Origin of the sequence: Sphingopyxis sp. P1IMeth2, from assembly GCF_900185685.1 — a bacterium.
Taxonomy (GTDB): domain Bacteria; phylum Pseudomonadota; class Alphaproteobacteria; order Sphingomonadales; family Sphingomonadaceae; genus Sphingopyxis; species Sphingopyxis terrae_A.
Map to the genome: position 1 here is coordinate 1 of NZ_FYAT01000009.1, position 24,617 is coordinate 24,617.

21 protein-coding genes are annotated in these 24,617 nt (G+C 65.1%); 9 read left to right on the plus strand and 12 right to left on the minus strand.

The window, feature by feature from the left end:
* The first annotated feature begins 322 nt into the window (after positions 1 to 322).
* Positions 323 to 1,387, plus strand: a complete 1,065-nt coding sequence (locus tag P1IM2_RS06110; RefSeq protein ID WP_186401807.1) for a hypothetical protein — start codon at positions 323 to 325, stop codon at positions 1,385 to 1,387.
* Here the strand turns inward: P1IM2_RS06110 and P1IM2_RS06115 are convergent.
* From P1IM2_RS06115 to eno, 7 genes are all read right to left on the minus strand, one after another.
* Entirely contained in the window at positions 1,359 to 1,712 is a 354-nt protein-coding gene (locus P1IM2_RS06115; RefSeq protein WP_003039097.1) for a DUF2794 domain-containing protein, read from the minus strand. The genes P1IM2_RS06110 and P1IM2_RS06115 overlap by 29 nt on opposite strands.
* Positions 1,712 to 2,431, minus strand: a complete 720-nt coding sequence (cysE, locus tag P1IM2_RS06120; RefSeq protein ID WP_058812031.1) for a serine O-acetyltransferase — start codon at positions 2,429 to 2,431, stop codon at positions 1,712 to 1,714. The genes P1IM2_RS06115 and cysE overlap by 1 nt, the downstream gene beginning before the upstream one ends.
* A 106-nt stretch (positions 2,432 to 2,537) precedes the next feature.
* Complete coding sequence (locus P1IM2_RS06125; protein ID WP_186401808.1) at positions 2,538 to 3,170, minus strand: hypothetical protein; 633 nt, start codon at positions 3,168 to 3,170, stop codon at positions 2,538 to 2,540.
* 145 nt (positions 3,171 to 3,315) lie between these two features.
* Positions 3,316 to 4,692, minus strand: coding sequence for a pyruvate dehydrogenase complex E1 component subunit beta (locus P1IM2_RS06130; RefSeq protein WP_186401809.1), 1,377 nt, complete (start codon positions 4,690 to 4,692; stop codon positions 3,316 to 3,318).
* Between the two features lies 1 nt (position 4,693).
* Positions 4,694 to 5,764, minus strand: a complete 1,071-nt coding sequence (gene pdhA / locus P1IM2_RS06135; RefSeq protein ID WP_186401810.1) for a pyruvate dehydrogenase (acetyl-transferring) E1 component subunit alpha — start codon at positions 5,762 to 5,764, stop codon at positions 4,694 to 4,696.
* 129 nt (positions 5,765 to 5,893) lie between these two features.
* Positions 5,894 to 6,253, minus strand: coding sequence for an FtsB family cell division protein (locus P1IM2_RS06140; RefSeq protein ID WP_186401811.1), 360 nt, complete (start codon positions 6,251 to 6,253; stop codon positions 5,894 to 5,896).
* 123 nt (positions 6,254 to 6,376) lie between these two features.
* Positions 6,377 to 7,651 (minus strand): phosphopyruvate hydratase, encoded by a 1,275-nt coding sequence (gene eno / locus P1IM2_RS06145; RefSeq protein ID WP_186401812.1) that lies wholly within the window; start codon positions 7,649 to 7,651, stop codon positions 6,377 to 6,379.
* 180 nt (positions 7,652 to 7,831) lie between these two features.
* On the opposite strand from eno, the gene P1IM2_RS06150 reads away from it, so the two are divergent.
* The 5 genes from P1IM2_RS06150 (at position 7,832) to P1IM2_RS06170 (ending at position 9,944) form a co-directional block, all read left to right on the plus strand.
* Positions 7,832 to 8,407, plus strand: a complete 576-nt coding sequence (locus P1IM2_RS06150) for a hypothetical protein (RefSeq protein WP_040589091.1) — start codon at positions 7,832 to 7,834, stop codon at positions 8,405 to 8,407.
* A 7-nt stretch (positions 8,408 to 8,414) separates the two neighbouring features.
* On the plus strand, positions 8,415 to 8,879 hold the full coding sequence (locus tag P1IM2_RS06155) for a phage holin family protein (RefSeq protein ID WP_186401813.1): 465 nt from the start codon (positions 8,415 to 8,417) through the stop codon (positions 8,877 to 8,879).
* On the plus strand, positions 8,879 to 9,265 hold the full coding sequence (locus P1IM2_RS06160; RefSeq protein WP_186401814.1) for a hypothetical protein: 387 nt from the start codon (positions 8,879 to 8,881) through the stop codon (positions 9,263 to 9,265). Before P1IM2_RS06155 ends, P1IM2_RS06160 begins: the two co-directional genes overlap by 1 nt.
* Positions 9,246 to 9,635 carry a hypothetical protein gene (locus tag P1IM2_RS06165; RefSeq protein ID WP_254535864.1) on the plus strand — a complete coding sequence of 130 codons (390 nt, stop codon included), beginning with the start codon at positions 9,246 to 9,248 and terminating at the stop codon, positions 9,633 to 9,635. Before P1IM2_RS06160 ends, P1IM2_RS06165 begins: the two co-directional genes overlap by 20 nt.
* 93 nt (positions 9,636 to 9,728) lie before the next feature.
* On the plus strand, positions 9,729 to 9,944 hold the full coding sequence (locus P1IM2_RS06170) for a DUF4170 domain-containing protein (protein ID WP_003039127.1): 216 nt from the start codon (positions 9,729 to 9,731) through the stop codon (positions 9,942 to 9,944).
* A gap of 55 nt (positions 9,945 to 9,999) precedes the next feature.
* On the opposite strand, the gene P1IM2_RS06175 is transcribed toward P1IM2_RS06170, so the two are convergent.
* From P1IM2_RS06175 to P1IM2_RS06185, 3 genes are all read right to left on the minus strand, one after another.
* On the minus strand, positions 10,000 to 10,278 hold the full coding sequence (locus P1IM2_RS06175; RefSeq protein WP_186401815.1) for an ETC complex I subunit: 279 nt from the start codon (positions 10,276 to 10,278) through the stop codon (positions 10,000 to 10,002).
* A gap of 66 nt (positions 10,279 to 10,344) precedes the next feature.
* Positions 10,345 to 12,819 carry an ATP-dependent helicase HrpB gene (gene hrpB / locus P1IM2_RS06180; RefSeq protein ID WP_186401816.1) on the minus strand — a complete coding sequence of 825 codons (2,475 nt, stop codon included), beginning with the start codon at positions 12,817 to 12,819 and terminating at the stop codon, positions 10,345 to 10,347.
* Between the two features lie 7 nt (positions 12,820 to 12,826).
* Positions 12,827 to 13,840 (minus strand): polyprenyl synthetase family protein, encoded by a 1,014-nt coding sequence (locus P1IM2_RS06185; RefSeq protein ID WP_003039135.1) that lies wholly within the window; start codon positions 13,838 to 13,840, stop codon positions 12,827 to 12,829.
* Between the two features lie 104 nt (positions 13,841 to 13,944).
* Here P1IM2_RS06185 and P1IM2_RS06190 point away from each other — a divergent pair, with 104 nt between their 5' ends.
* Positions 13,945 to 14,232, plus strand: a complete 288-nt coding sequence (locus P1IM2_RS06190; protein WP_058812022.1) for a chorismate mutase — start codon at positions 13,945 to 13,947, stop codon at positions 14,230 to 14,232.
* Positions 14,229 to 14,924: a glutathione S-transferase N-terminal domain-containing protein gene (locus P1IM2_RS06195; protein ID WP_186401817.1), complete on the plus strand. Its 696-nt coding sequence runs from the start codon at positions 14,229 to 14,231 to the stop codon at positions 14,922 to 14,924. The genes P1IM2_RS06190 and P1IM2_RS06195 overlap by 4 nt, the downstream gene beginning before the upstream one ends.
* A 117-nt stretch (positions 14,925 to 15,041) precedes the next feature.
* Here P1IM2_RS06195 and rpoC read toward each other — a convergent pair whose 3' ends face one another.
* Entirely contained in the window at positions 15,042 to 19,322 is a 4,281-nt protein-coding gene (rpoC, locus tag P1IM2_RS06200; protein ID WP_058812020.1) for a DNA-directed RNA polymerase subunit beta', read from the minus strand.
* 52 nt (positions 19,323 to 19,374) lie between these two features.
* Positions 19,375 to 23,553, minus strand: a complete 4,179-nt coding sequence (gene rpoB, locus P1IM2_RS06205; protein ID WP_186401818.1) for a DNA-directed RNA polymerase subunit beta — start codon at positions 23,551 to 23,553, stop codon at positions 19,375 to 19,377.
* A gap of 410 nt (positions 23,554 to 23,963) precedes the next feature.
* On the opposite strand from rpoB, the gene P1IM2_RS06210 reads away from it, so the two are divergent.
* Complete coding sequence (locus P1IM2_RS06210; protein ID WP_003039148.1) at positions 23,964 to 24,581, plus strand: hypothetical protein; 618 nt, start codon at positions 23,964 to 23,966, stop codon at positions 24,579 to 24,581.
* Positions 24,582 to 24,617 lie beyond the last annotated feature (36 nt).

The following is a 24,617-nucleotide window of genomic DNA, read 5'->3' on the forward strand; positions in this document are numbered from 1 at the left end:
CCGGGCCCAAGCTCCCCAGCGGTCTCGAGAACCTAGGTGGCAACGGGCTCGCAGACGGCGCGGGAGGGTCCGCTAGCGGACCCTCCCGCAAACGCGCTTATGCATCATTATCAAGATACAAGGTGGCAGCCCGCAGGGCTGACGGAGGGGCGGGGAACGTAGCGGGCTCTTTGCGCTCGGCCCCTCCACCACCCTTCAGGCGGTCCCCCTCCCCATCGCTTCGCGACAGGGAGGATATCGCGCCCCACTGTATTGACACAGCAATACGCTTTCGTTATGTCCTGCATGGGGCAAGGGGATCGGTCTAAGAAGGACGACCCCGATGTATAGCGAAAGCGACCTGCAAGCTGCGGTCGATGCAAAAGTCTTGACGCCGGAGGCGGCCACCGCCTTTCGGACGCATATTGCGTCGCTGCGCGACGCCCCCGGAGCGGATGAGGAATCCTTCCGGCTCATAACCGGTTTCAACGATATTTTCGTCAGCATTGCCGCGGTGATCCTGCTGGTCGCGGTGGCGTGGATCGGGGAATCGATCCATCCGGCGCTCGCGGGGGTCTTTGTCGCCGGGTCGGCTTGGCTGCTCGCCGAATATTTCACCCGCCGCCGCCGCATGGCGCTGCCCAGCATTCTGCTCGTCCTCGCCTTTTCCGGCGGGGTTGCCGCGACGATGATCGGCTTCCTCGTCAAGCATGGCGAGGCGATCTTCGGCAATCACGTGAACGAAACCACGGGCGCGCTGATCGCCAGCGTCATCGCCTTCGTTACCGCGGGCGCGACATGGCTGCACTGGAGGCGGTTCATGGTGCCCGTGACGATCGCCGCCGGCACCGCCGCGCTTGCCGCCACCGCAGTCGGGCTGATCCTCTCGGCCGTCGGAATGCCCGATCCGTCGCAGACGCTGTTGATGGCCCTGATCCTCGTCGCCGGTGTCGGCGTCTTTACGCTCGCCATGTGGTGGGACCGCAGCGACCGGACGCGCACGACGCGACGCAGCGACGTTGCCTTCTGGCTTCACCTGCTCGCCGCGCCGATGATCGCGCACCCGGTGTTCCATCTGCTTGGCGTCACGAGCGGCGACAATATCACCAGCGGCGCCGCGGTGATGGTCGTGGGCATCTATATCGTCTTCGGACTGATCGCGCTCGCGATCGATCGCCGCGCGCTACTCGTCTCGGCACTCGCCTATGTGCTGTTCGCGATGACCGAATTGTTCCGCACCTTCGGCGCGGTCGAACTCAACGTCGCTCTGACGGCCTTCGTCATCGGTTCGGCGCTGCTGATGCTGTCGGCCTTCTGGCAGAATGCCCGGGCGGTGGTTGTCGGCATACTGCCGGCGGAGGTGGCGAACCAGTTGCCCGCTACGATCCGTCCCCAACCAGCTTCATAAGCTTGCGCTCGACGGGGGCGAGCACGTTAGAAAGCTCGTCCCCGCGCTTGAGCACTGCCCCGCCTTCGGAGACAAGGGCCCACATGCCCTGACGGCTCCGCAAGGCGGGGCGTTTTTCTATGCGATATTCGGGACGTTCGGCGGTACGCCGAAAGGCCGAGAAGATCGCGACGTCGCGGTGGAAATCCATCGCATAATCGCGCCACTTCCCCGCTGCGACCATGCGGCCATAGAGATCGAGGATGCGCATCAGCTCGTCGCGGTCGAAACCGGTCTGTTGCGGCAATGCCCGCCCCGCATATGGAAGGGGCGTTACCGTCCCCATCAGGCGCTTTTCCGGCCTCCCTTGCGGCGCGGCGCATCATCGCCCTCACCCGATGCGGCGCGTTCATCGAGCAGCGTCTTGAGCTGCTTCTGCAACACTTCGAGCTGACATTGCAGGATTTCGAGCTTCTGCGTCGCCGGGTCGAAGGCTTCATTGCACGGGGTGCCATAGGGCACGAAGTCGCGCGCATATTCGGTCGCGTCGAGCAAGGTCGAACGCGCGGGGATGCCCACCATCACCGCGCCTTCGGGCACATCCTTCGTCACCACCGCATTGGCGCCGACGCGCGCGCGCGAATTGACGATCACCGGGCCCAGAATTTGCGCGCCAGACCCGACGATGACATCGTCGCACAGCGTCGGGTGGCGCTTGCCGCCGATGCCGTTCGCGGGATCGGTGCCGCCCAGCGTTACGCCCTGATAGATCGAAACATTGTCGCCGATCTCGGCGGTTTCGCCGATGACGACGCCAAAGCCATGATCGATGAACAGGTGGCGGCCGATCGTGGCACCCGGATGGATGTCGATACCGGTCAGCCAGCGCGACAGATGATTGACGAAGCGCGCGAGGAAGAACAGGTCCGCCTCGAACAGCCAGTGGGCGATGCGGTGCATCCCGACGGCGAGCAGCCCCGGATAGAGCAGGATTTCCCAGCGCGAGCGCGGCGCGGGATCGCGCGCCTTGATCGAGTCCAGATAGGCGACGAGCCCGTTAAACATCGCAATTTCCCCTGCGACCCTATCTTGTTTGCGCCAAGATAGAGGCTCGGGGGCGGCATTCCCCCCCCCGCCACAACACTTTCCCGTCAAAGGCCAATCGGGCCCGTCAAAGCCCAGTCAGGCCGATGCGGAAAAGCAGCAAGCCTTCGCTGCGCCAGCGTCGTTCGCCGCCGCGCGCCGCGATGGCCGCCGACCAGCGATCGAGCATCAGCAAAGCCTTGCTGCCGAGCAATCCGCGCGGCGGTGCCGCGCGGTTACAGGCATCGCGAAAAAGCTGCGCCGCGGCGTCCGCCGCTTCCTGCTGCCCGGCCAGCCAGACCAGCCCCCAACGCGCCCCGCCCGCGCCGCCCGACAGCGCGAACAGCGCCTCGCCGAACGCTGCGCCAGCCGCGGTCCGCGCTGCGGCGTCTTCGACAAGCAGCACCGCTTCGGCGGCATCGACCAGCGCATCGAGCCCGCCCCGCCCTGCCCAGCTCCGCTGCAATTCGGCGAGCAGCGGCTCGCCCTTCGGCAGCGCGGCGGGATCGGACGCGAGCAGCCCCGCCATGTCGCGCCACCAGGCGAGCTTGATCTGGCCGATCATCGGCTCGCGCGCGTCGGCAAGCAATTTGGTGAGCCGCTCGGCGAGCGCCCACAGCACCGCCAGTGCCTCGCGCCGCGCGCGCGGCACCGCGACCATCACGCGCGGGTCGCGAATGTCGGGATAGCCGCAGAGAATCGGCGAGGCTTCGGTCGTCATGCGATCGCGCGATAGAACAGACGGCGCCAAATAAGAACCGCTCGCCCTGAGCTTGTCGAAGGGCTGTTCTTCACTTCGTCGTTGCGAAAGAAAAACGGTGCTTCGACAGGCTCAGCACGAGCGGAGTTCGGGCGGGTTCGGAAGGTCAGCCGCGATTGCAAACCGTCTTCGCCGCCGCGATCACGCGCGGGACGTCGACCAGCGCCGCCTTTTCCAGATTGGCGGCATAGGGCAGCGGGACATCCTCGTCGGTTACGCGCAGCACCGGCGCATCCAGGTCGTCGAAGCCCTGTTCCATCGCCACCATCGCAAGTTCGGTGGCGATCGAACAGGTCGGCCAACCTTCCTCGACAACGATCATGCGGTTCGTCTTCTTGAGGCTGGCGAGCACGGTTTCGGTGTCGAGCGGGCGCAGCGTGCGCAAGTCGATCACCTCGGCCTGGATCCCCTCGCCGGCGAGCGCGTCGGCGGCCTCGAGCGCAAGCCCGACGCCGATCGAATAGCTGACGATGGTGACGTCGCTGCCCTCACGCATGATCCGCGCCTTGCCGATCGGCAGGACATAATCCTCGACGTCGGGAAGCTCGAAGCTGCGGCCGTAGAGCAGCTCGTTTTCGAGGAACACCACCGGGTCTTCGCTGCGGATCGCCGCCTTGAGCAGCCCCTTGGCGTCGGCGGCGTCATAGGGCGAGATCACAATCAGGCCGGGGACGCTGGCGTACCAGGGCGCATAATTCTGGCTGTGCTGTGCCCCGACACGGCTCGCCGCGCCATTGGGGCCGCGGAAGACGATCGGACAGCGCATCTGGCCGCCCGACATATAATTGGTCTTGGCCGCCGAGTTGATGATGTGGTCGATCGCCTGCATCGCGAAGTTGAAGGTCATGAATTCGATGACCGGCTTCAGCCCGCCCATCGCCGCGCCGGCGCCAAGGCCCGCAAAGCCATATTCGGTGATCGGCGTATCGATCACGCGGCGCGGGCCGAATTCGTCGAGCAGGCCCTGCGTCACCTTGTAGGCGCCCTGATATTCGGCGACTTCCTCGCCCATCACGAAGATGCGGTCGTCGGCGCGCATTTCCTCGGCCATCGCATCGCGCAGCGCCTCGCGAACGGTCAGCTTGACCATCGCCGTGCCCGCGGGGATCGACGGATCGGCGGCGCGTACGGCCGGCGCCGGCTTTTCAGCCGCGGGAGCGGGCGTGGCGGCCGGAGCCGGAGCCGGAGCCTCGGCGGGCGCGGGAGCGGCAGCGGGCGCGGGCGCCGGAGCCGCCTCTTCGCCCTCGCCCGAAATCGTCGCGATCACGGTGCCGACCTTCACATTGTCGGTGCCTTCGGGAACCAGAATCTGCGCGATCGTGCCTTCGTCGATCGCTTCAAATTCCATCGTCGCCTTGTCGGTCTCGATCTCGGCGAGAATATCGCCCGATTTGACCGCGTCGCCTTCCTTGACGAGCCACTTGGCGAGCGTGCCTTCTTCCATCGTCGGCGACAGCGCCGGCATCTTCAATTCGATGGCCATCTCAATATTGCTCCACCAGCACGTCGGTATAAAGTTCGGACGGATCGGGTTCGGGCGCGCTTTCGGCGAAGTCGGCCGATTCCGCGACCACCGCGCGGATTTCCTTGTCGATGTCCTTGATGCGATCTTCGCCGATGCCGGCGTCGATCATCGCCTTTTTCAGATGCTCGATCGCGTCGCTCTTGTCGCGCACCGCCTGCACTTCCTCGCGGCTGCGATATTTGGCGGGGTCGGACATCGAGTGGCCGCGATAGCGATAGGTCTTGAGTTCGAGCAGGATCGGTCCCTTGCCCGCGCGCACCCATTCGAGTGCCACCTCGGCCGCGCCGCGCACCGCGAGCACGTCCATGCCGTCGACCTGCATACCGGGAATGCGGAAGCTCTCGCCGCGGCGATAGAGCTGGTCCTCGGCCGACGAACGGTTGACGCTGGTGCCCATGGCATATTGGTTATTCTCGATCACGAAGATGATCGGCAGCTTCCACAGCTCGGCCATGTTGAAGCTTTCGTACACCTGGCCCTGGTTAGCGGCGCCATCGCCGAAATAGGCCATCGCAACGCCGCCGTCGCCGCGATATTTGTGCGCGAAGGCAAGCCCGGTGCCCAGTGCGACCTGCGCGCCGACGATGCCGTGTCCGCCGTAGAATTTATGCTCGACGCTGAACATGTGCATCGAGCCGCCCTTGCCCTTCGAGATGCCGGCTGCGCGTCCGGTCAGTTCGGCCATGATGACCTTCGGATCGATGCCATAGGCGAGCATATGGCCATGATCGCGATAGCCGGTGATCACGCTGTCCTTGTCGCCGTCGAGCGCCGACTGCAGGCCGACCGCGACCGCTTCCTGCCCGATATAAAGGTGGCAGAAGCCGCCGATCAGGCCCAGGCCGTAAAGCTGGCCCGCCTTTTCCTCGAAGCGGCGGATGAGCAGCATCTCGCGATAGAATTTCTCGAGCTCTTCGGGCGTCGCCGCATAGGGGACGGGCTCGCGCGGGGTTTCGCGATTGCTCGCGGCAGCTGGGGTGGATGCAGTCTTTTTTGGCGCGGCAGTCTTGCGCGCGGGTGCTTTTGCCAAGGCGATATCCTTTGCGTTTGGCCGTTACGGCAAGGCCCCTATAGGAGAGCGACGCCCCGCTTGGCAACGCCCCGCGGGCATGGCGCGGCTGCGTGGCTACCTATGCATTTATCGGTGGGAAAGCGCCGGTCAGCGCTGGCCGTCGGCCTTGGGCGCGGGGCCCGCGGGCTTTTCCGCGGGGTCCATCGGAATGGCGATCTCGTCGGGGTGCATCACGCCCAGCTTTTCGCGAACATATTCGTCGGCCAGATCGGGATCGACGCGCTGTCGCCCGAGCAGGTTCACCCGGTTCTGCAGCTCGTTCTGCTTCTTGGTGAGCTCGGACAGGATGACGCGCTTCTTTTCGACCGACTGGCCGTAATCGCCCCACGCATAAAGGCCGGTGGGCCCGAAAATGATATAGCCGATCATCGCCAGCACCGCGATCAGCGCCACCGTCGGCCCGACCGCCCGGCTTATCGATTTACGGAATTTGTGGCGCTGCGTCATTTCGACTCTTGAATCAGAGTTGATTCGCGGCGTCAAGGCGGCATCGCCGCATTCGCGTCGTCCCGGCGCATCATCCCGGTAAAAACCGGGACGACGCGTGATTGGTGACCGATCGGGCTCGCTTTACCCGAAAATCGCCGCCCCCGGATAGCGCGCCATGTTGCCCAGCTCTTCCTCGATGCGGATGAGCTGGTTGTACTTCGCGAGCCGGTCCGAACGCGCGAGGCTGCCGGTCTTGATCTGGCCGCAGTTCGTCGCGACCGCGAGGTCGGCAATCGTCGCATCTTCGGTCTCGCCCGAACGGTGCGACATCACCGCGGTGTAGCGCGCGCGGTGCGCCATATCGACCGCGTCGAGCGTTTCCGACAGCGTGCCGATCTGGTTGACCTTGACGAGCAGCGAGTTGGCGAGGCCGGTCTTGATGCCCTCCTCCAGCCGCGCGGGATTGGTGACGAACAGATCGTCGCCGACGAGCTGGCACTTGTCGCCGATCAGGTCGGTCAGCGCCTTCCAGCCGGTGAAATCATCTTCGCTCATCCCGTCCTCGATCGACTTGATCGGGTAATCCTTGACCAGCGCGGCAAGATAGTCGGCCATCTGTTCGGGGCTGAGCGACAGGCCTTCGCCGCTGATCTCATATTTGCCGTTCTTGAAGAACTCGGTCGCGGCGCAGTCGAGCGCCAGCACCACGTCGCTGCCGAGCTTGAAGCCCGCCTGATCGATCGACGCGGCGATGAAGTCGAGCGCGTCGCGCGTCGAGGCGAGGTTCGGGGCGAAGCCACCTTCGTCCCCGACCGCAGTGGCAAGGCCCTTTGCCGACAGGCCCTTCTTCAGCGTGTGGAAAATCTCGCTGCCCCAGCGCACGGCTTCGGCGATGCTGCCGGCGCCGACGGGCATGATCATGAATTCCTGGACGTCGATCGGGTTGTCGGCATGTTCGCCGCCGTTGATGATGTTCATCATCGGCACCGGCAGCGTGCGCGCCGACACGCCGCCGACATAGCGATAGAGCGGCAGGCCGCGCGCGTCGGCTGCGGCCTTCGCCGCCGCCAGGCTGACGCCGAGGATCGCGTTGGCGCCGAGGCGGCCCTTGTTGGGCGTGCCATCAAGATCGATCATTGCCATGTCGAGCTCGCGCTGATCCTCGGCATCGAGGCCGATCAGCGTCTCAGCGATCTCGCCGTTTACGGCGGCAACCGCCTTCGTCACGCCCTTGCCCAGATAGCGGCTCTTGTCGCCATCGCGCAGTTCGACCGCCTCGTGCGCGCCGGTCGAAGCGCCCGAAGGAACCGCGGCGCGGCCGAAGCTGCCGTCTTCGAGCAGCACGTCGACTTCGACGGTCGGATTGCCGCGGCTGTCGAGAATTTCGCGGCCGTGAATGTCGATGATGGCGGTCATGGGTCGGGTCCTGCTGCGGGGCCGAAGGGCGGCCGGTTGGAAAGGCGCCCGCCTGTTATCGGCGCCCCGCCGCCAAAGCAACACGTCGCATAGGAATTTCACGCGATTTTCGGCGCGCTATGGAACCAAATCGCCGCGCTTGCTATATAGATTGAGGTAGGACCGCGGACGGCGCGACGCGTGCGCGCCCCCAACAAGAATGAAGAGGACGATGTGATGGCCAAAGCCGCTACTCCCGCGACCAAGAAGGCAGCTCCCCGCCCCAAGGCACCCGCAAAGCCCGCCGCCACCAAGGCAGCACCGGCCGCGAAGGCGAAGGCGGCGGCAAAGGATCATCCGATCCGCGACCAGCTTGCCGTGACCCGCGACACGATCAAGGCCGAAGCGTCGAAGAAGGCCGCATCGATCAAGGAAGATGCGACGAGCTTTGCCAATCAAGCATCGGCAAAGGCGCGCGAAGCCGCGACCAAGGGCAAGGACAAGGCGGCCGAAACCGTCGGCAGCCTCGCCAAGATGCTCGAGGATAGCGCCGATACGGTGGATTCGAAATTCGGCAAGCAATATGGCGATTATGCCCGCTCGGCCGCGACCACGGTGGCCGGCCTTGCCTCGTCCCTCGATCAGAAGGATCTCGACGAACTGGCGGGCGCGACCCGCGATTTCGTCAAGAAGAGCCCGGCGGTCGCGGTTGGTGCGGCGGCGGTGATCGGCTTCGTGTTGGCCCGTATGCTCAAGGGCGGGTCGAGCAACGACTGATCGCCCCTTGCCCGCACAGAAACCGACCCCACCCCCGACCTCTGCTTCGGCGTCCGATCCGCACGGCTTCGGCGGCGTCAGCCACGGCTATGCGCCCGACGGGCCGCCCAGCACGCCGCCGCCGGTACCGCTCGAAGATATCGTTCGCGATCTCGTAGACGATGCCAAGCAGACGGTGCAGGCCGAACTGGCGCTTCTCGAAGCGCGCGGTGCACTGGCCTCGCACGGGGTCAAATGGGCGTCGGCGTGGGGCTTTGTCGCGGCCTGCTCGCTGCTCGTGGCGTTGCTCGCGGTTGCCTTCGGCGCGATCCTGGTGCTCGCGCCGCACGTCGGCCCGCTGCTCGCGACGCTGATCGTGGTCGCGGCGCTCATCGGGCTCGCGGGCTTCGCCGGCTGGCGCGCAAAGCGAAGTGCGGGCGATGTGAAGCTTGCCCTGCGCAGCGACCTGTCACCGCAAGGGAGTGACGACTGATGTCCGCCGCCCGCAACCGCCTCGTCAACGCGCTACGCCGGTCGATGCTGCAGCGCGCGACCTTGCGGCGTCAAGCCGACACGGCGCGCGCGGCGTTCAAGCCGCGCGCGCTCATCGATCGCGGCAAATATCGCTTGCAGGCAAAGGTCGACGACACCGCGCAGGCGGTCCGCGACGAATTTCGCAGCAACCGCCTGCCGATCGCGCTGGCCGCGGTGGCCGGAACGCTGTGGCTCCTGCGCGAGCCGATCAAGGAGCATGCCCCCCGCCTCGCGCGGCGCATCCAGAATGTGGCGAGCGACCTTGCCGACCGGCTGCGTCCTGCGACCGCGGACGCGGCCGAAGATATCGAACAAATGGAGGAAGATGATGAAGCCCTTCGGTGAAACCGCCCGCGACGCGCAGGCAAGAGCGAGTGAACTTGCGGAGAAAACCGCGGAAAATGCGCGTGCCACCGCCGAGGCGGCCAAGGCGCGCATCCAGGAAGGCTATGGCCGCGCCCGCGCCGCGACGAGCGACCTCGCAGACCGCACCCGCGCTGCGTCGAGCGAGCTTGCTGCAAAGGGACGCGAACAGGCCGACGCCGCACGCGAAGCCGCCGGTCACGCCTATGAAAAGGGCAAAGCCCAGGCCACCCGCGCCAACGGCAAGCTCAAGGACATCGCGAAGGACCAGCCGCTGACGCTGCTCGCCGGCGCCGCCGCGATCGGCGCGCTGCTCGGTTCGCTGCTTCCGAAGGGTCGCAAATCCGACTAAAGCCTATGCCGGGCCTACTTGCCCGGACGGCGCGGTGCTGTTAGGGGCCTCGGCCTCTCCCTTCCCCACGCCGTAGCGGCAAGGAACCTGAAAATGAGCAAACTGCATCTGGTGTTCGGCGGGCGCGTCAGCGATCCGCAGGGCCTCGATTTCGTCGACCTGTCGAACCTCGACGTCGTGGGCCTGTTTCCCGATTACAAGTCGGCCGAAAAGGCTTGGCGCGCCGCCGCGCAGCGCACGGTCGACGATGCCGAGATGAAATATGTCGTCGTCCACCTGCACAAGCTGTTGCAGCCCGACGCGGAATAAGCGCCGACAGGCGAATGGCCCGCGTCGCCCCCGCAAACCCGGGGACGACGATCAATCAACGGAAATTGTCGGCGTAAGCCTGGATCTTGAGCGTGCGCGCCGGGGTCGGCATGACCTCGACCTCGATCCCGTTCTTCGCCGCATAGGCAATCGCTTCGTCGCGCGTTGTGAAGCTCAGGCGAAGCTGCCGCTGCGTATCGCCGCTACCCGCCCAGCCCATCAGCGGATCGGCCTTGCGAGCTTCGGCAGGGGCATATTCCAGGAACCAGCGCTGGGTGCCGGCACGGCCCGACTGCATCGCATTCTTGGGCTTCTGGAAAATACGCGCTTTCATCGGAGAGTCCCTGACTGGATTGCTATGCCGTCGCCTTAGCGGCTCTGTCGCGCCGCGAAAAGGGGGCTATTGCGCATCGCGCCGCGCCTGTGCCGCCTTGGTCAGCAACGTCGGGCGCGCGGTCGCCGGATCGTCGGGCCAGCTATGCTTGGGATAGCGGCCGCGCATTTCCTTCGCGACTTCACGCCAGCTTCCGCTCCAGAACGACGCAATGTCGCGGCTCGTCTGGATCGGACGGTGCGCGGGCGAGGTCAGCGCCAGGACAAGCGGTATCGGCGGATCGCCGACGGTCGGATGGCGCGCCAGCCCGTACATTTCCTGCACCCGCACGCTGACCGTCGGGCCGCCCTCGGCGCCATAATCGATCGCATGACGGCTGCCTGCGGGGGTGGCGTAATCGGCGGGAGCGAGCTTTTCGAGCAATTGCCGCGCCGGCCAGTCGAGCAACCCCATCAGCGCATCGGTAAGCCGGCGATCGCCAATATCGCGCAGACCGCGCGCGCCATCGAGCAACGGTTCGAGCCACAGGTCGAGGCTGTCGGCGAGCGCGCCCGTCGACAACGCGTCGAGCCCGGCAAAGGACGCGCGCTGGCGCAGCGCCTGCGCCGCGGCCCCCCAGCCGATCAGCCCCAGCCCTTTGTCGCGAACCGCGGCAAGCCGCACCGCCACATCATCCTCCGCCCCCGCATCGCGCCCGGCCTTGCCGCTCGACAGCGCGATCGCGCCCAGTCTCCGCTCGCGCCGGTGATCGACGCGGTCGCTCGCGGCATCATAGACGCTTGCGCTCTGCTGGACGATGCGATCGGCGAAGATCGCCTCGACCTCGGCCGCCGCGATCGGCGCAGCGGCGAGGATGCGAACGCCGGCGGCATGGCCCTGCGCATCGGCGATGGCGAGCCATTCGGCATTGGCGAGCGGGTCGACGGGATCGATCTTGTAGGCCCGCCCCCCGACGCTGAGATATTCGCCGCGCTGGCCGGCGCGCTGGCGCGCAACGCGGTCGGGCCAGGCGGTGGCGATCCAGCCGCCGATAGAGCGTGTTTCGTCCGTTCGCGGGCCGGACGCCAATCGCCCGCCAACCCCGGCAAGCCGTCGCGCGAGCCGCCGCGCGCCCTCGGCACGCTCGCCCCTGACGCCCCGCCAGCGCACCAGCCGTGCCTCGACATCGGCGCCGCGGCCGCCAAGGCCCGGCTCGGTCAGCAGGACCGCCAGTTCCCCCGCCAGATCGCCCTCGCCCGCGGCCGCCGCGTCGAGTAGCATGTGCGCGAGCGGGACCGGCAGCGGCACCGCCGCCAGCGCCTTGCCGTGCGCGGTAATCCGCCCATCGTCGCCCAGCGCGCCGATCGCCTGCAACCGCGCCTTCGCCTCTGCGATCGCAGCGGGCGATGGCGGGTCGAGCCAGCCAAGTTGGCGCGGGTCGACGATTCCCCAACTCGCGCAGTCGAGCACCACGGGCATCAGGTCGTTTTCGTGAATTTCAGGTGGATCGAAGGGCGGCATGCCGGCGGTCGCCGCCGCCTCCCACAGCCGGTAGGCAACCCCCGGCCCCTGCCGCGCCGCGCGTCCCGCGCGCTGCGTCGCCGACGCCTGACTCGCGCGTTCGGTGACCAGTCGCGCGATACCCGCCGCCTTGTCGAAGCGCGGACGCCGCGACAGGCCGGCATCGATCACGATCCGCACGCCGTCGATGGTCAGGCTGGTTTCGGCAATGCTCGTCGCGAGGATCAGCTTGCGCGCGCCGCCGGAATCGCGGAGCAACGCCTTGCGCTGCATCGCGGGGTCGATCTGCCCATGGAGCCGGTGGACGACAAGCGGCAGACCCGCCGCCTCGACCGCCGCCGCTGCGCGTTCGATGTCGGCGGCGCCGGGCAGAAAGGCGAGCATGTCGCCTTCCTTCTCATCGGCCAGCGCCTGCCGCACCGCGGCGAGCACGCTCGCCTCCAGCCGATCCTCGGCGCGGCGTCCGATATGGCGCAGATCGAGCGGCCAGCTCTTGCCTTCGCTCCTCACCACCGGCGCATCGCCGAGCAGCGCCCCGAAGCGGGCGCCGTCGAGCGTTGCCGACATCGCCACGAGCCGCAGATCGTCGCGCAGCCCCTGCTGCGCATCGATTGCGAGCGCGAGCGCGAAATCGCCGTCGAGGCTGCGTTCGTGGACTTCGTCGAACAATACCGCCGACACGCCTTTGAGTTCGGGATCGGAAAGAATGCGGTTGCGGAACAGCCCCGGCGTCATCACCAGAAGGCGCGTCTCCGCCGACTGCTTGCTGTCGAGGCGCGTCGCATAGCCGACCGTCCCGCCGACCGCTTCGCCCATTTCCTCGGCAATGCGCTCGGCCGCCGCCCGCGCCGCGAGGCGGCGGGGCGAGAGCAGCCACACCGCGCCCTTGCACCACGGCTCGCGCAGCAGGGCCGGCGCGACGCGCGTCGTTTTGCCCGCGCCCGGTGGCGCGACGACAACGGCGTTGGGCTTCAAGAGCAGCGCCGCCATGATGTCGGGCAGCACCGCGTCGATGGGCAGGAAGGGCCCGGCGGTCGTCATCGCCGCCTCAATAGGCGCGGGCGACCGCAAAGGCGACGGCTTCGGTCAGCGCCGCCTTGGCCTGGCTGCTGCGAAAGCCCCCGATAGCATCGACCGCGCGCTGACCATAATGCCGCGCGCGCGCCAGCGTGTCGGCGATCGTGTCGTGCTTGAGCAGGAGCGAGGTCGCATAGGCGAGATCGTCGTCCGAAGCGCGGTGGCCGACGATAGCCTGCTTCCAGAATTCGCGTTCTTCGGCGCTACCGCGCGCGTAAGCGAGGATGACCGGCAGGGTGACCTTGCCGTCGCGGAAATCGTCACCGACCCCCTTGCCCATCGTTTCGGCGTCCGAAACATAGTCGATCGCATCGTCGACGAGTTGGAAGGCGATGCCAAGATTGCGGCCGTAAGCGTCGAGCGCTGCCTCGGTCGCCTCGTCGCGCTCGGCAACGACCGCGGCGATCTTGCACGCGCTGGCGAACAGTTCGGCGGTCTTGGCGTTGATGATCGCGAGATATTGGTCCTCGCTGGTTTCGACACGGCGCTGCGCCGAAAGCTGGTTCACTTCGCCTTCCGCGATCACCGCCGAAGCATGGCTGAGGATCTTGAGCACCTTGAGCGAGCCGTCCTCGACCATCAGTTCGAACGAACGCGCGAACAGGAAATCGCCGACGAGCACCGAAGCGCTGTTGCCCCAGATGATATTCGCGGTCTTGCGCCCGCGGCGCAGGTCCGATCCGTCGACGACATCGTCGTGGAGCAGGGTCGCGGTATGGATGAATTCGACCGCGGCGGCGAGCTTGCAATGGCGGCGCCCGGGATAGTCGAGCAACTGGGCGCAGGCGAGCGTCAGCATCGGGCGCATCCGCTTGCCGCCGCCCGCGATCAGATGTCCGGCGAGTTCGGGAATGAGCGGAATTTCGGACTGCATCCGGTCGAGGATGACCGAATTCACCTCGTTCATGTCGGCGGCGACAAGCGCCATCATCGGATCGAGCGAGGGCGGACGGTCGCCGTGGAGCTGATGGATTTCGGCAGTCATGACACGGGCTGCCTTGGCCGTGCGCCTGCAATTTTGCAACGACTTTCGGCTTGCCACCCGCCCCCCGCCGGTGCCAAGCGTGCCCGACGCAAGAGGAGCCGCGCATGGACGATCAACTCAGCCGCTACCGCCAGAGCATCGACAATATCGACGCAGCGCTCGTCTACATGCTCGCCGAACGGTTCAAGGTGACGAAGGCGGTCGGCGAACTCAAGGCGAAGATCGACCTGCCCCCCGCCGACCCCGACCGCGAGGCACGGCAGGTCGAACGGTTGCGCGCGCTGGCGCGCGAGGCCGACCTCGATCCCGAATTCAGCGAGAAATTCCTGCGCTTCATCATCGACGAGGTGATCCGCCACCACGAACATCTGAAGCGGGAGGCCGGCGCATGACCGCGGCGCATCCCATCTTCGCCAAATGGCCCGCACAGCATCCCGAGCGGCTGCAGCTTTTCACCGCGCCGACCCCGAACGGGGTCAAGCCGAGCATCATGCTCGAGGAATGCGGCCTGCCCTATGAAGCGCATCGCATCGACATCATGGCCAACGAAAGCCATGACCCGGCCTTTCTGGCGCTCAATCCCAACGGCAAGATTCCCGCGATCTACGATCCAGACGGACCGAACGGCACCGCGCTGGCGCTGTTCGAATCGGGGGCGATCCTGATCTATCTCGCGGACAAGACCGGGCAGTTCCTGCCCGCCGAGGCGAGCCGGCGTTACGAAGCGATCCAGTGGGTAATGTGGCAGATGGGCGGCATGGGACCGATGTTCGGCCAGCTCGGCTTCTTCCACAAATTCGCCGGTCGCGACTATGAGGACAAGCGCCCGCGCGATCGTTACGCGGCGGAATCGGCGCGGTTGCTTGGCGTCCTCGACGCACGGCTCGATGGCCGGGACTGGGTGATGGACGCCGATTACAGTATCGCCGATATCGCGATGCTCGGGTGGGTGCGCAACCTGATCGGTTTCTATGACGCGGCCGACATCGTCGGTTTCGATCGCTTCAAACATGTGCAGGCATGGCTCGACCGCGGCCTTGCGCGCCCGGCCGTCCAGCGCGGGCTGGAGGTCGGCGCGAGCTGATAGCGGCGCAAGCGGCATCCCCACCGAAACCGTCAAGGATAAAGAAAGAGCCCCGCCGGATCGCTCCGGCGGGGCTCTTTCTTCGGTGGCTTATCTGCAGCCCCAGGGCGCGAGGACTTAGTCCTCGTCGCTCTGGATCAGATAATCGCCGGCATCGGCGTCGGTGCCGTGGGTTTCCCCTTCGACCGCGCCGAGCGGATCGTCGCCCATCGCCGCTTCGGGGCCCTGCGCCAGTTCGGCGGCATGCTCTTCGGCCGCGGTCTGCGGCGCGATGAGATGCGCTTCATTGGCGGCGCGCATGGCGGCACGCAGCGCCGCGTCCTTCGACGAGGCGGTGACGCGGATGCGGTTCATCGCCGCGCCGGTACCCGCCGGGATAAGGCGGCCGACGATGACGTTTTCCTTGAGGCCCATCAGCGAGTCGACCTTGCCCTGCACCGATGCTTCGGTGAGGACGCGGGTCGTTTCCTGGAACGATGCCGCCGAGACGAAGCTGCGCGTCTGCAGGCTCGCCTTGGTGATGCCCAGGAGAACCGGGCGCCCTTCGGCGGGCTTGCCGTTCTTCGGCAGCTTGGCGTTATATTCCATCATCTCCAGATAATCGAGCTGTTCGCCCGGCAGCAGCGTGGTGTCGCCGCCATCGGTGATCTCGACCTTCTGCAGCATCTGGCGAACGATCACTTCGATGTGCTTGTCGTTGATCTTCACGCCCTGCAGTCGGTAGACTTCCTGGATTTCCGCGACGAGGAATTCGGCCAGCGCTTCGACACCCATCACGTCGAGGATGTCGTGCGGGTTCGGCGAGCCCGAGATCAGCGCGTCGCCGCGCTTCACATAGTCGCCTTCCTGCACTTCGAGCACCTTGGATTTCGGGATCAGATACTCGACCGCATCGCCTTCTTCCGGAACGATCGCGATCTTGCGCTTCGCCTTGTAATCCTTGACGAATTCAATGCGACCCGAAAGCTTTGCGATGACCGCATTGTCCTTCGGAATGCGCGCTTCGAACAGCTCGGCAACACGCGGCAGACCGCCGGTGATGTCGCGCGTCTTCGACGCTTCGCGGGTAACACGGGCCAGAACGTCGCCCGCCTTCACTTCCTGACCGTCTTCGACCGAGATCATCGTGCCGACCGCGAGCAGATAGCGCGCGGCTTCACCCGAAGCATCGTCAAGCAGAGTCAGGCGCGGCTGAAGGTCTTCCTTCTTGCCGCGACCGGTGGTGCGATATTCGATCACGACGCGCTGGGCGATACCCGTCGCTTCGTCGACCTGTTCGGTCAGCGTCTTGGCATCGACCAGATCCTGATATTTCACGATGCCGTTCTTTTCGGTGATGAGCGGCATGGTGAACGGATCCCATTCGGCAATCCGGTCGCCCTTCTTCACCTTCTCGCCGTTCTTGTGCATGATCTGCGCACCATAGGGCAGCTTGTGCGTCGCGCGTTCGCGGCCTTCGCTGTCGATGACCGCGATTTCGCCCGAACGCGACAGCGCCAGACGGCGACCGCGCTGGTCGACGATCGTTTCCATGTCGCGATATTCGATCGTGCCGTCCGAAATCGCTTCAAGGTTCGACTGTTCGTTGACCTGCGCCGCACCGCCGATGTGGAAGGTCCGCATCGTCAGCTGCGTGCCCGGTTCACCGATCGACTGCGCCGCGATGACGCCGACCGCTTCGCCGATGTTCACCGGCGTACCGCGCGCAAGGTCGCGGCCGTAGCACTTGGCGCAGACGCCCAGGCTGGCTTCGCAGACCAGCGGCGAGCGGATCTTCACCGCCTGCACTTCGGCTTCCTCGATCTTGGCGACCGTGGGTTCGTCGAGCAGCGTGCCGACGGGGGCAATGACATTGCCGTCCTTGTCGACAACATCCTCGAGCGTCGTGCGGCCCAGGATGCGCTCGCCCAGCGAGGCGATCGTCGAACCGCCCTGGATGATCGCGCGCATTTCCATGCCGCGGGTCGTGCCGCAATCATCCTCGATGACAACGCAATCCTGCGAGACGTCGACCAGACGGCGGGTCAGGTAACCCGAGTTCGCCGTCTTGAGCGCGGTGTCGGCCAGACCCTTACGGGCACCGTGGGTCGAGTTGAAATACTCGAGAACGGTCAGGCCTTCCTTGAAGTTCGAGATGATCGGCGTTTCGATGATCTCGCCCGACGGCTTGGCCATAAGGCCGCGCATGCCGGCAAGCTGCTTCATCTGCGCCGGCGAACCACGCGCGCCCGAGTGCGCCATCATGTAGATCGAGTTGACCGGAGCAAGCCGGCCGTCGTCGAGCTTCGGCGTCGCCCGGATTTCGTCCATCATCGCGTTCGCGACCTTGTCGCCGCACTGCGACCACGCATCAATGGCCTTATTGTACTTTTCCTGCTGCGTGATCAGGCCGTCCTGATACTGCTGCTCGAAATCCTTCACCAGCGCGCGGGTCTCGTCGACCAGCTTTTCCTTGGCGTCGGGGATGATCATGTCGTCCTTGCCGAATGAGATGCCGGCGCGGAACGCGTGGCGGAAGCCCAGCGCCATGATCGCGTCGGCGAACAGCACCGTCTCCTTCTGGCCGGTGTGACGATAGACCTGGTCGATCACGTCGCCGATTTCCTTCTTGGTCAGAAGGCGGTTGACGACGTCGAAGGGCACGGTGTGCGACTTCGGCAGGCATTCGCCGATCAGCATGCGGCCCGGCGTCGTTTCGAAGCGGCGCAGATATTCATTGCCGGCTTCGTCGGTCTGCGGAACGCGGCTGGTGATCTTCGAGTGCAGCGTGACCGCGCCCGTGTAGAGCGCCTGGTGCACTTCGGCCATGTCGGCCAGCAGCATGCCCTCGCCCGGTTCGCCTTCGCGTTCCATCGACAGATAATAGAGGCCGAGGACCATGTCCTGCGACGGAACGATGATCGGCTTGCCGTTCGCGGGGCTGAGGATGTTGTTGGTCGACATCATCAGCACGCGCGCTTCCAGCTGCGCCTCGAGGCTCAGCGGGACGTGCACGGCCATCTGGTCGCCGTCGAAGTCGGCGTTGAACGCGGCGCAGACCAGCGGGTGAAGCTGGATCGCCTTGCCCTCGATCAGCACGGGTTCGAACGCCTGAATGCCGAGGCGGTGGAGCGTCGGGGCGCGGTTCAGCAGGACCGGGTGCTCGCGAATGACTTCGTCGAGGATGTCCCAGACTTCCTTGCGTTCCTTTTCGACCCACTTCTTCGCCTGCTTGAGGGTCATCGACAGACCCTTGGCGTCGAGGCGCGCGTAGATGAACGGCTTGAACAGCTCGAGCGCCATCTTCTTCGGCAGGCCGCACTGGTGCAGCTTGAGTTCCGGGCCGGTCACGATGACCGAACGGCCCGAATAGTCGACGCGCTTGCCGAGCAGGTTCTGACGGAAGCGGCCCTGCTTGCCCTTGAGCATGTCGGACAGCGACTTCAGCGGACGCTTGTTGGCACCGGTGATCGTGCGGCCGCGGCGCCCGTTGTCGAACAGCGCGTCGACGGCTTCCTGCAGCATGCGCTTTTCGTTGCGGACGATGATGTCCGGCGCACGCAGCTCCATCAGGCGCTTCAGGCGGTTGTTACGGTTGATGACGCGGCGATACAGGTCGTTGAGATCCGACGTCGCGAAGCGGCCGCCGTCGAGCGGCACCAGCGGGCGCAGTTCGGGCGGGATGACCGGAATGACTTCGAGGATCATCCACTCGGGACGGTTGCCCGATTCGATGAAGCTTTCGACGACCTTCAGGCGCTTGATGATCTTCTTGGGCTTCAGCTCCGACTTGGTCGTCGCCAGCTCTTCCATCAGGTCGACGCGTTCCTGTTCGAGGTCGAGCCCTTCGAGGAGCACGCGGATCGCCTCGGCGCCGATGCCGGCCGAGAAGGCGTCCTCGCCATATTCGTCCTGCGCGTCGAGCAGTTCGTCCTCGGTCAGAAGCTGGAACTTCTCGAGCGGCGTCAGGCCAGGTTCGAGAACGATATAGGCTTCGAAATAGAGGACGCGCTCAAGCTGCTTGAGCTGCATGTCGAGCAGCAGGCCGATGCGCGAGGGCAGCGACTTCAGGAACCAGATGTGCGCGACGGGCGCGGCGAGCTCGATATGGCCCATGCGTTCGCGGCGGACCTTGGTCACCGTAACTTCGACACCGCATTTTTCGCAGACGATACCCTTGTATTTCATGCGCTTGTACTTGCCGCACAGGCATTCATAATCCTTGATCGGACCGAAGATGCGCGCGCAGAACAGGCCGTCGCGTTCGGGCTTGAACGTGCGGTAGTTGATCGTTTCGGGCTTCTTGATCTCACCGAACGACCACGAGCGGATACGCTCCGGGCTCGCGATGCCGATCTTGATCATGTCGAAGGTTTCGGGCTTCGCGACCGGGTTCATGAAGTTGGTAATCTGGTTCATATTCTAGCTCCACTCTTCCCCCTCCACCGCCGGCGGAAGGGGGTGAGGAAAATCATTCGGCGGCTTCGGGAAGAGCGTCCGGACCATCTTTGTCGTCTTCGTCCGTATAGGACGACAGTTCGACGTTGAGGCCCAGCGAGCGCATTTCCTTGACGAGCACGTTGAAGCTTTCGGGAATGCCGGCCTCGAAGGTGTCGTCGCCCTTGACGATCGCTTCGTAAACCTTGGTGCGGCCGATCACGTCGTCCGACTTCACCGTCAGCATTTCCTGCAGCGTGTAGGCGGCGCCATAAGCCTGGAGCGCCCACACTTCCATTTCACCGAAGCGCTGGCCGCCGAACTGCGCCTTACCGCCCAGCGGCTGCTGGGTGACGAGGCTGTACGGCCCGATCGAGCGCGCGTGGATCTTGTCGTCGACCAGGTGATGGAGCTTCAGGATATACATATATCCCACCGTCACCTTGCGGTCGAAACGATCGCCCGTGCGGCCGTCGTACAGATCGACCTGACCCGACCGGTCGAGACCGGCACGTTCCAGCATCGTCGACACATCGCCTTCGCGCGCGCCATCGAACACCGGCGTCGCGAACGGGATACCGAGCGACAGGTGGCCCGCCATCTCGACAATCTGATCATTGCTGCGACCCTTGATGTCTTCCGCGTAATCGTCGCCATAGGCGGTGAGCAGCGCCTCACGTACCGCTTCGGGCGGCGCGCCCGCTTCGGGGTTCGGGTTTGCCGCACGCCAATCTTCGAGCGCCGCGGTAATCTGGCGACCGAAACCGCGCGATGCCCAGCCGAGGTGCGTTTCGAGGATCTGACCGACGTTCATACGCGACGGCACGCCCAGCGGGTTGAGCACCACGTCGACATGCGTGCCGTCTTCGAGGAACGGCATGTCCTCGATCGGCAGGATGCGGCTGATGATACCCTTGTTCCCGTGGCGGCCGGCCATCTTGTCGCCCGACTGCAGCTTGCGCTTGATGGCAACGAAGACCTTGACCATCTTGAGCACGCCCGGCGCGAGTTCGTCGCCGCGCTGCAGCTTTTCGACGCGGTCTTCATACTTCGCGTTGATCCGCTTGATCGCGTCGTCATACTGCGCCTTGATCGCTTCGAGAGCGGCCTGCGCCTTGTCGTCGACGACCGCGAGCTTCCACCAGTCGCCGCGATCGAGTTCGGCGAGCTGATCTTCGGTCAGCACGTCGCCCTTCTTCATGCCCTTGGGCACTGCGCTGGTGGCCTGGCCGACCAGCAGTTCCTTGAGGCTGGAGAAGGTCGCGCGGTTGAGGATCGCGCGCTCGTCGTCGGCGTCCTGCTTCAGACGCTCGATTTCCTCGCGTTCGATCGCGATCGCACGTTCGTCCTTGTCGATGCCGTGACGGTTGAAGACGCGGACTTCGACGACCGTACCCGACACGCCAGGCGGCAAGCGGAGCGAGGTGTCGCGCACGTCGCTGGCCTTTTCGCCGAAGATGGCGCGCAGCAGCTTTTCTTCCGGCGTCATCGGGCTTTCGCCCTTCGGCGTGATCTTGCCGACCAGGATGTCGCCCGGGCCGACTTCGGCGCCGATGTAGACGATGCCCGCTTCGTCGAGGTTGCGGAGCGCTTCTTCGCCGACGTTCGGAATATCGCGCGTGATGTCCTCCGGCCCGAGGCGCGTGTCGCGGGCGGTGACTTCGAATTCCTCGATGTGAATCGAGGTGAAGACGTCGTCCTTCACGATGCGTTCGGAAATGAGGATCGAGTCCTCATAATTGTAGCCGTTCCACGGCATGAACGCGACGAGCACATTCTTGCCGAGCGCCAGTTCGCCAAGCTCGGTCGACGGACCGTCGGCGATGATGTCGCCGGTGCGGATCACGTCGCCCACCTTCACCAGCGGACGCTGGTTGATGCAGGTATTCTGGTTCGACCGCTGGAATTTCTGGAGGCGATAGATGTCGACGCCCGACTTGCCGGGTTCGACAAGGTCGGTCGCACGGATGACGATACGCGTCGCATCGACCTGGTCGATGATGCCGCCGCGGCGTGCCGCGATGGCCGCGCCCGAATCGCGTGCGACGGTGCCTTCCATTCCGGTGCCGACGACGGGCGCTTCGGCCCGCAGCAGCGGCACGGCCTGACGCTGCATGTTCGATCCCATCAGAGCGCGGTTGGCGTCATCGTTTTCCAGGAACGGAATGAGCGAGGCCGCAACCGAAACCAGCTGCTTCGGCGACACGTCCATCAGCGTGATCTGTTCGCGCGGCGCCATCAGGAATTCGCCGGCTTCACGCGCCGAGATCAGCTCCTCGACGAAGCTGCCGTCGGGGTTGAGATCGGCGTTCGCCTGCGCGACCGTGTGCTTCGATTCCTCCATCGCCGACAGATAGACGACTTCGCTCGTCACCTTGCCGTCGACGACGCGGCGGTACGGGGTTTCAATGAAGCCATATTTGTTGACGCGCGCGAAGGTCGCGAGGCTGTTGATCAGACCGATGTTCGGGCCTTCCGGCGTTTCGATCGGGCAGATACGGCCATAGTGCGTCGGATGGACGTCGCGGACTTCGAAGCCCGCGCGTTCGCGGGTCAGACCACCCGGCCCGAGCGCCGAGACGCGGCGCTTGTGGGTGACTTCCGACAGCGGGTTGGTCTGGTCCATGAACTGCGAAAGCTGCGACGAGCCGAAGAATTCGCGCACCGCAGCAACCGCCGGCTTCGCGTTGATCAGATCGTTCGGCATCACGGTCGAGACGTCGACCGACGACATGCGCTCCTTGACCGCACGCTCCATGCGCAGCAGGCCGACGCGATACTGGTTTTCGAGCAGCTCGCCGACCGAACGGACGCGGCGGTTGCCGAGATTGTCGATATCGTCGATCTCGCCCTTGCCGTCCTTCAGGTTCACCAGTTCCTTGACCACGGCGAGAATATCCTCGCTGCGCAGCGTCGTCACCGTGTCCTCTGCGTCGAGGCCGAGGCGCATGTTGAGCTTGACGCGGCCCACCGCCGACAGGTCATAGCGTTCGGGATCGAAGAACAGGCCCGCGAACAGCGCGTCGGCGGTTTCGCGCGTCGGCGGCTCGCCGGGGCGCATGACGCGATAGATGTCGCTCAGCGCCTGATCGCGATCCTCGGCCTTGTCGGCCTTCAGCGTGTTGCGAATCCACGGACCGGTGTTGTTGTGGTCGATGTCGAGCAGCACCAGCTTGTCGATGCCGGCGGCGTCCATCTTTTCCAGATTTTCCGCGGTCACTTCGTCGCCGGCTTCGATGTAGATCTCGCCGGTCGATTCATTGATCAGGTCATAGGCGCTGTAACGGCCGAAGATTTCCTCGGTCGGGATCAGTAGCGTTTCAAGACCGTCCTTAGCCGCCTTGTTGGCAAGGCGCGGGCTGATCTTGTGGCCGGAAGCGAACACGACTTCACCGGTCTTGGCGTCCACGATATCGAACGCCGGCTTCGCGCCGCGCCAGTTTTCGAGGACGAACGGAATCTTCCAGCCATCGGCCGCGCGTTCGAAGATCATGCGGTCGTAGAAGAAGTTCAGGATTTCTTCGCCCGACATGCCCAGCGCATACAGCAGGCTGGTCACCGGAAGCTTGCGCTTGCGGTCGATACGGACGTTGACGATGTCCTTGGCGTCGAATTCGAAATCGAGCCACGAACCGCGATACGGAATGACGCGCGCGGCAAAGAGATATTTGCCCGACGAGTGGGTCTTGCCGCGGTCATGGTCGAACAGCACACCCGGCGAACGGTGCATCTGGCTGACGATGACACGCTCGGTGCCGTTGATGAAGAAGGTGCCGTTCTCGGTCATGAGCGGCATGTCGCCCATGTAGACGTCCTGCTCCTTGATATCGAGAACCGAACGCGTGTCGGTTTCGCTGTCGACTTCAAAGACGATCAGGCGCAGCGTGACCTTCATCGGCGCCGCATAGGTGATGCCGCGCTGACGGCATTCCTCGACGTCATATTTGGGCTCTTCGAGCTCGTAATGGACGAAGTCCAGCTCCGCCGTCCCGGCAAAGTCGCGGATCGGAAACACGCTGCGCAGCGTCTTTTCAAGGCCCGAGACGTAACCGACCGAAGGATCGGAACGCAGGAACTGTTCATAGGATTCGCGCTGCACCTCGATGAGGTTGGGCATTTCCACGGCTTCGTGGATATTGCCGAACAGCTTGCGGATTCGCTTGGTTGCGGTTGCTTCGAGGGCCTTGCCCACCGACTTCGCCTTGGTCGCCATAAAGGATTGTCTCGCCTGTAAAAATTCGACTCGCGAGCGCGATAGAGACGCAAAAAAGCCGCAGGCAACCGTTGCCGGTTTACCGCAGCTTTCCAACGCATCTCGAAATCCCGACCGCCCTATTCGTGCCGCCTGCTGCGCAAAGTCAGGCCGCTTCCCGGACGGAAAGGTGTGAGGCGGATATAGGATCGGGGCCGGCCACTGTCAATTGGCGGCCCCCAATATAAGCTTTGCATCTGGCCCGCCGGCTCCATGACGTCGCCCCTCAGCGAATATTCCGTGCCGATTGCGCGCCGCGGCTCGCTTCGTCCCGGCTCTGCCACGGTTCGGCAGCTTTGGCATGGCCTTCGCGTCGCGGCATGCGTTCAAGGTCCATGTCAATCCGAAAACCACCAAGGAGAAAAGAAGCTATGCGCAAGATCGCAGGCATTGTCACGTCCCTCTCTCTCGGCCTCGCGATGGCCGCCGGCGCGCCGGCATTCGCGCAGAGCGCGCCCGCCGCGGCGCCGACCATCAACCTCGCGCCCGGCACGACGGTCTATGACTCGGCTGGCAAGGCGATCGGCCCGATTGCCAGTGTCGCCGACCCCAATGTCGTCATCACTGTCGATGGCAAGTCGGTCGCACTGCCCAAGACGTCGTTCATGGAAACCGACAAGGGTCCGGCGATCACGCTGACCCTCGAACAGCTCACCGCCTGGCTCGATCAGCAGGCCGCAGCTGCCACGGCGGCGCTGAACGCCGCGCTCGTTCCCGGCGCCGACATCCGCAGCGCCAAGGGCACCGCTATCGTCGGCAAGGTCAAGGTTGTCGAAGCCGACGCCGTCGTGCTGACCACCGCCGAAGGCGACATGCGCTTGCCGAAGTCGGCTTTCTTCCAGTCGCAGCAGGGTCTGGCCACGAGCTTCACCGCCGAGCAGTTTGCGGCGGCGATTGCCGAAGCCAAGGCTGCAGCGCAGCCCGCGGCGACCGCCGAAGCGGCAGCCGATCCCGCGCCCGCGGAAGCGACGGCAAAAGAAGCCAACTGATCGTAGCGCGATCGGTTAAGGATGGGCGCGAGGGAC

Bases quoted from the DNA above. Each gene is read 5' to 3' on its own strand.
- P1IM2_RS06110 (WP_186401807.1), top strand. From the start codon at position 323: ATGTATAGCGAAAGCGACCTGCAAGCTGCGGTCGATGCAAAAGTCTTG.
- P1IM2_RS06115 (WP_003039097.1), bottom strand. From the start codon at position 1,712: ATGGGGACGGTAACGCCCCTTCCATATGCGGGGCGGGCATTGCCGCAA.
- cysE (WP_058812031.1), bottom strand. From the start codon at position 2,431: ATGTTTAACGGGCTCGTCGCCTATCTGGACTCGATCAAGGCGCGCGAT.
- P1IM2_RS06125 (WP_186401808.1), bottom strand. From the start codon at position 3,170: ATGACGACCGAAGCCTCGCCGATTCTCTGCGGCTATCCCGACATTCGC.
- P1IM2_RS06130 (WP_186401809.1), bottom strand. From the start codon at position 4,692: ATGGCCATCGAATTGAAGATGCCGGCGCTGTCGCCGACGATGGAAGAA.
- P1IM2_RS06140 (WP_186401811.1), bottom strand. From the start codon at position 6,253: ATGACGCAGCGCCACAAATTCCGTAAATCGATAAGCCGGGCGGTCGGG.
- eno (WP_186401812.1), bottom strand. From the start codon at position 7,651: ATGACCGCCATCATCGACATTCACGGCCGCGAAATTCTCGACAGCCGC.
- P1IM2_RS06160 (WP_186401814.1), top strand. From the start codon at position 8,879: ATGTCCGCCGCCCGCAACCGCCTCGTCAACGCGCTACGCCGGTCGATG.
- P1IM2_RS06165 (WP_254535864.1), top strand. From the start codon at position 9,246: ATGATGAAGCCCTTCGGTGAAACCGCCCGCGACGCGCAGGCAAGAGCG.
- P1IM2_RS06170 (WP_003039127.1), top strand. From the start codon at position 9,729: ATGAGCAAACTGCATCTGGTGTTCGGCGGGCGCGTCAGCGATCCGCAG.
- P1IM2_RS06175 (WP_186401815.1), bottom strand. From the start codon at position 10,278: ATGAAAGCGCGTATTTTCCAGAAGCCCAAGAATGCGATGCAGTCGGGC.
- hrpB (WP_186401816.1), bottom strand. From the start codon at position 12,819: ATGACGACCGCCGGGCCCTTCCTGCCCATCGACGCGGTGCTGCCCGAC.
- P1IM2_RS06185 (WP_003039135.1), bottom strand. From the start codon at position 13,840: ATGACTGCCGAAATCCATCAGCTCCACGGCGACCGTCCGCCCTCGCTC.
- P1IM2_RS06190 (WP_058812022.1), top strand. From the start codon at position 13,945: ATGGACGATCAACTCAGCCGCTACCGCCAGAGCATCGACAATATCGAC.
- P1IM2_RS06195 (WP_186401817.1), top strand. From the start codon at position 14,229: ATGACCGCGGCGCATCCCATCTTCGCCAAATGGCCCGCACAGCATCCC.
- rpoC (WP_058812020.1), bottom strand. From the start codon at position 19,322: ATGAACCAGATTACCAACTTCATGAACCCGGTCGCGAAGCCCGAAACC.
- rpoB (WP_186401818.1), bottom strand. From the start codon at position 23,553: ATGGCGACCAAGGCGAAGTCGGTGGGCAAGGCCCTCGAAGCAACCGCA.
- P1IM2_RS06210 (WP_003039148.1), top strand. From the start codon at position 23,964: ATGCGCAAGATCGCAGGCATTGTCACGTCCCTCTCTCTCGGCCTCGCG.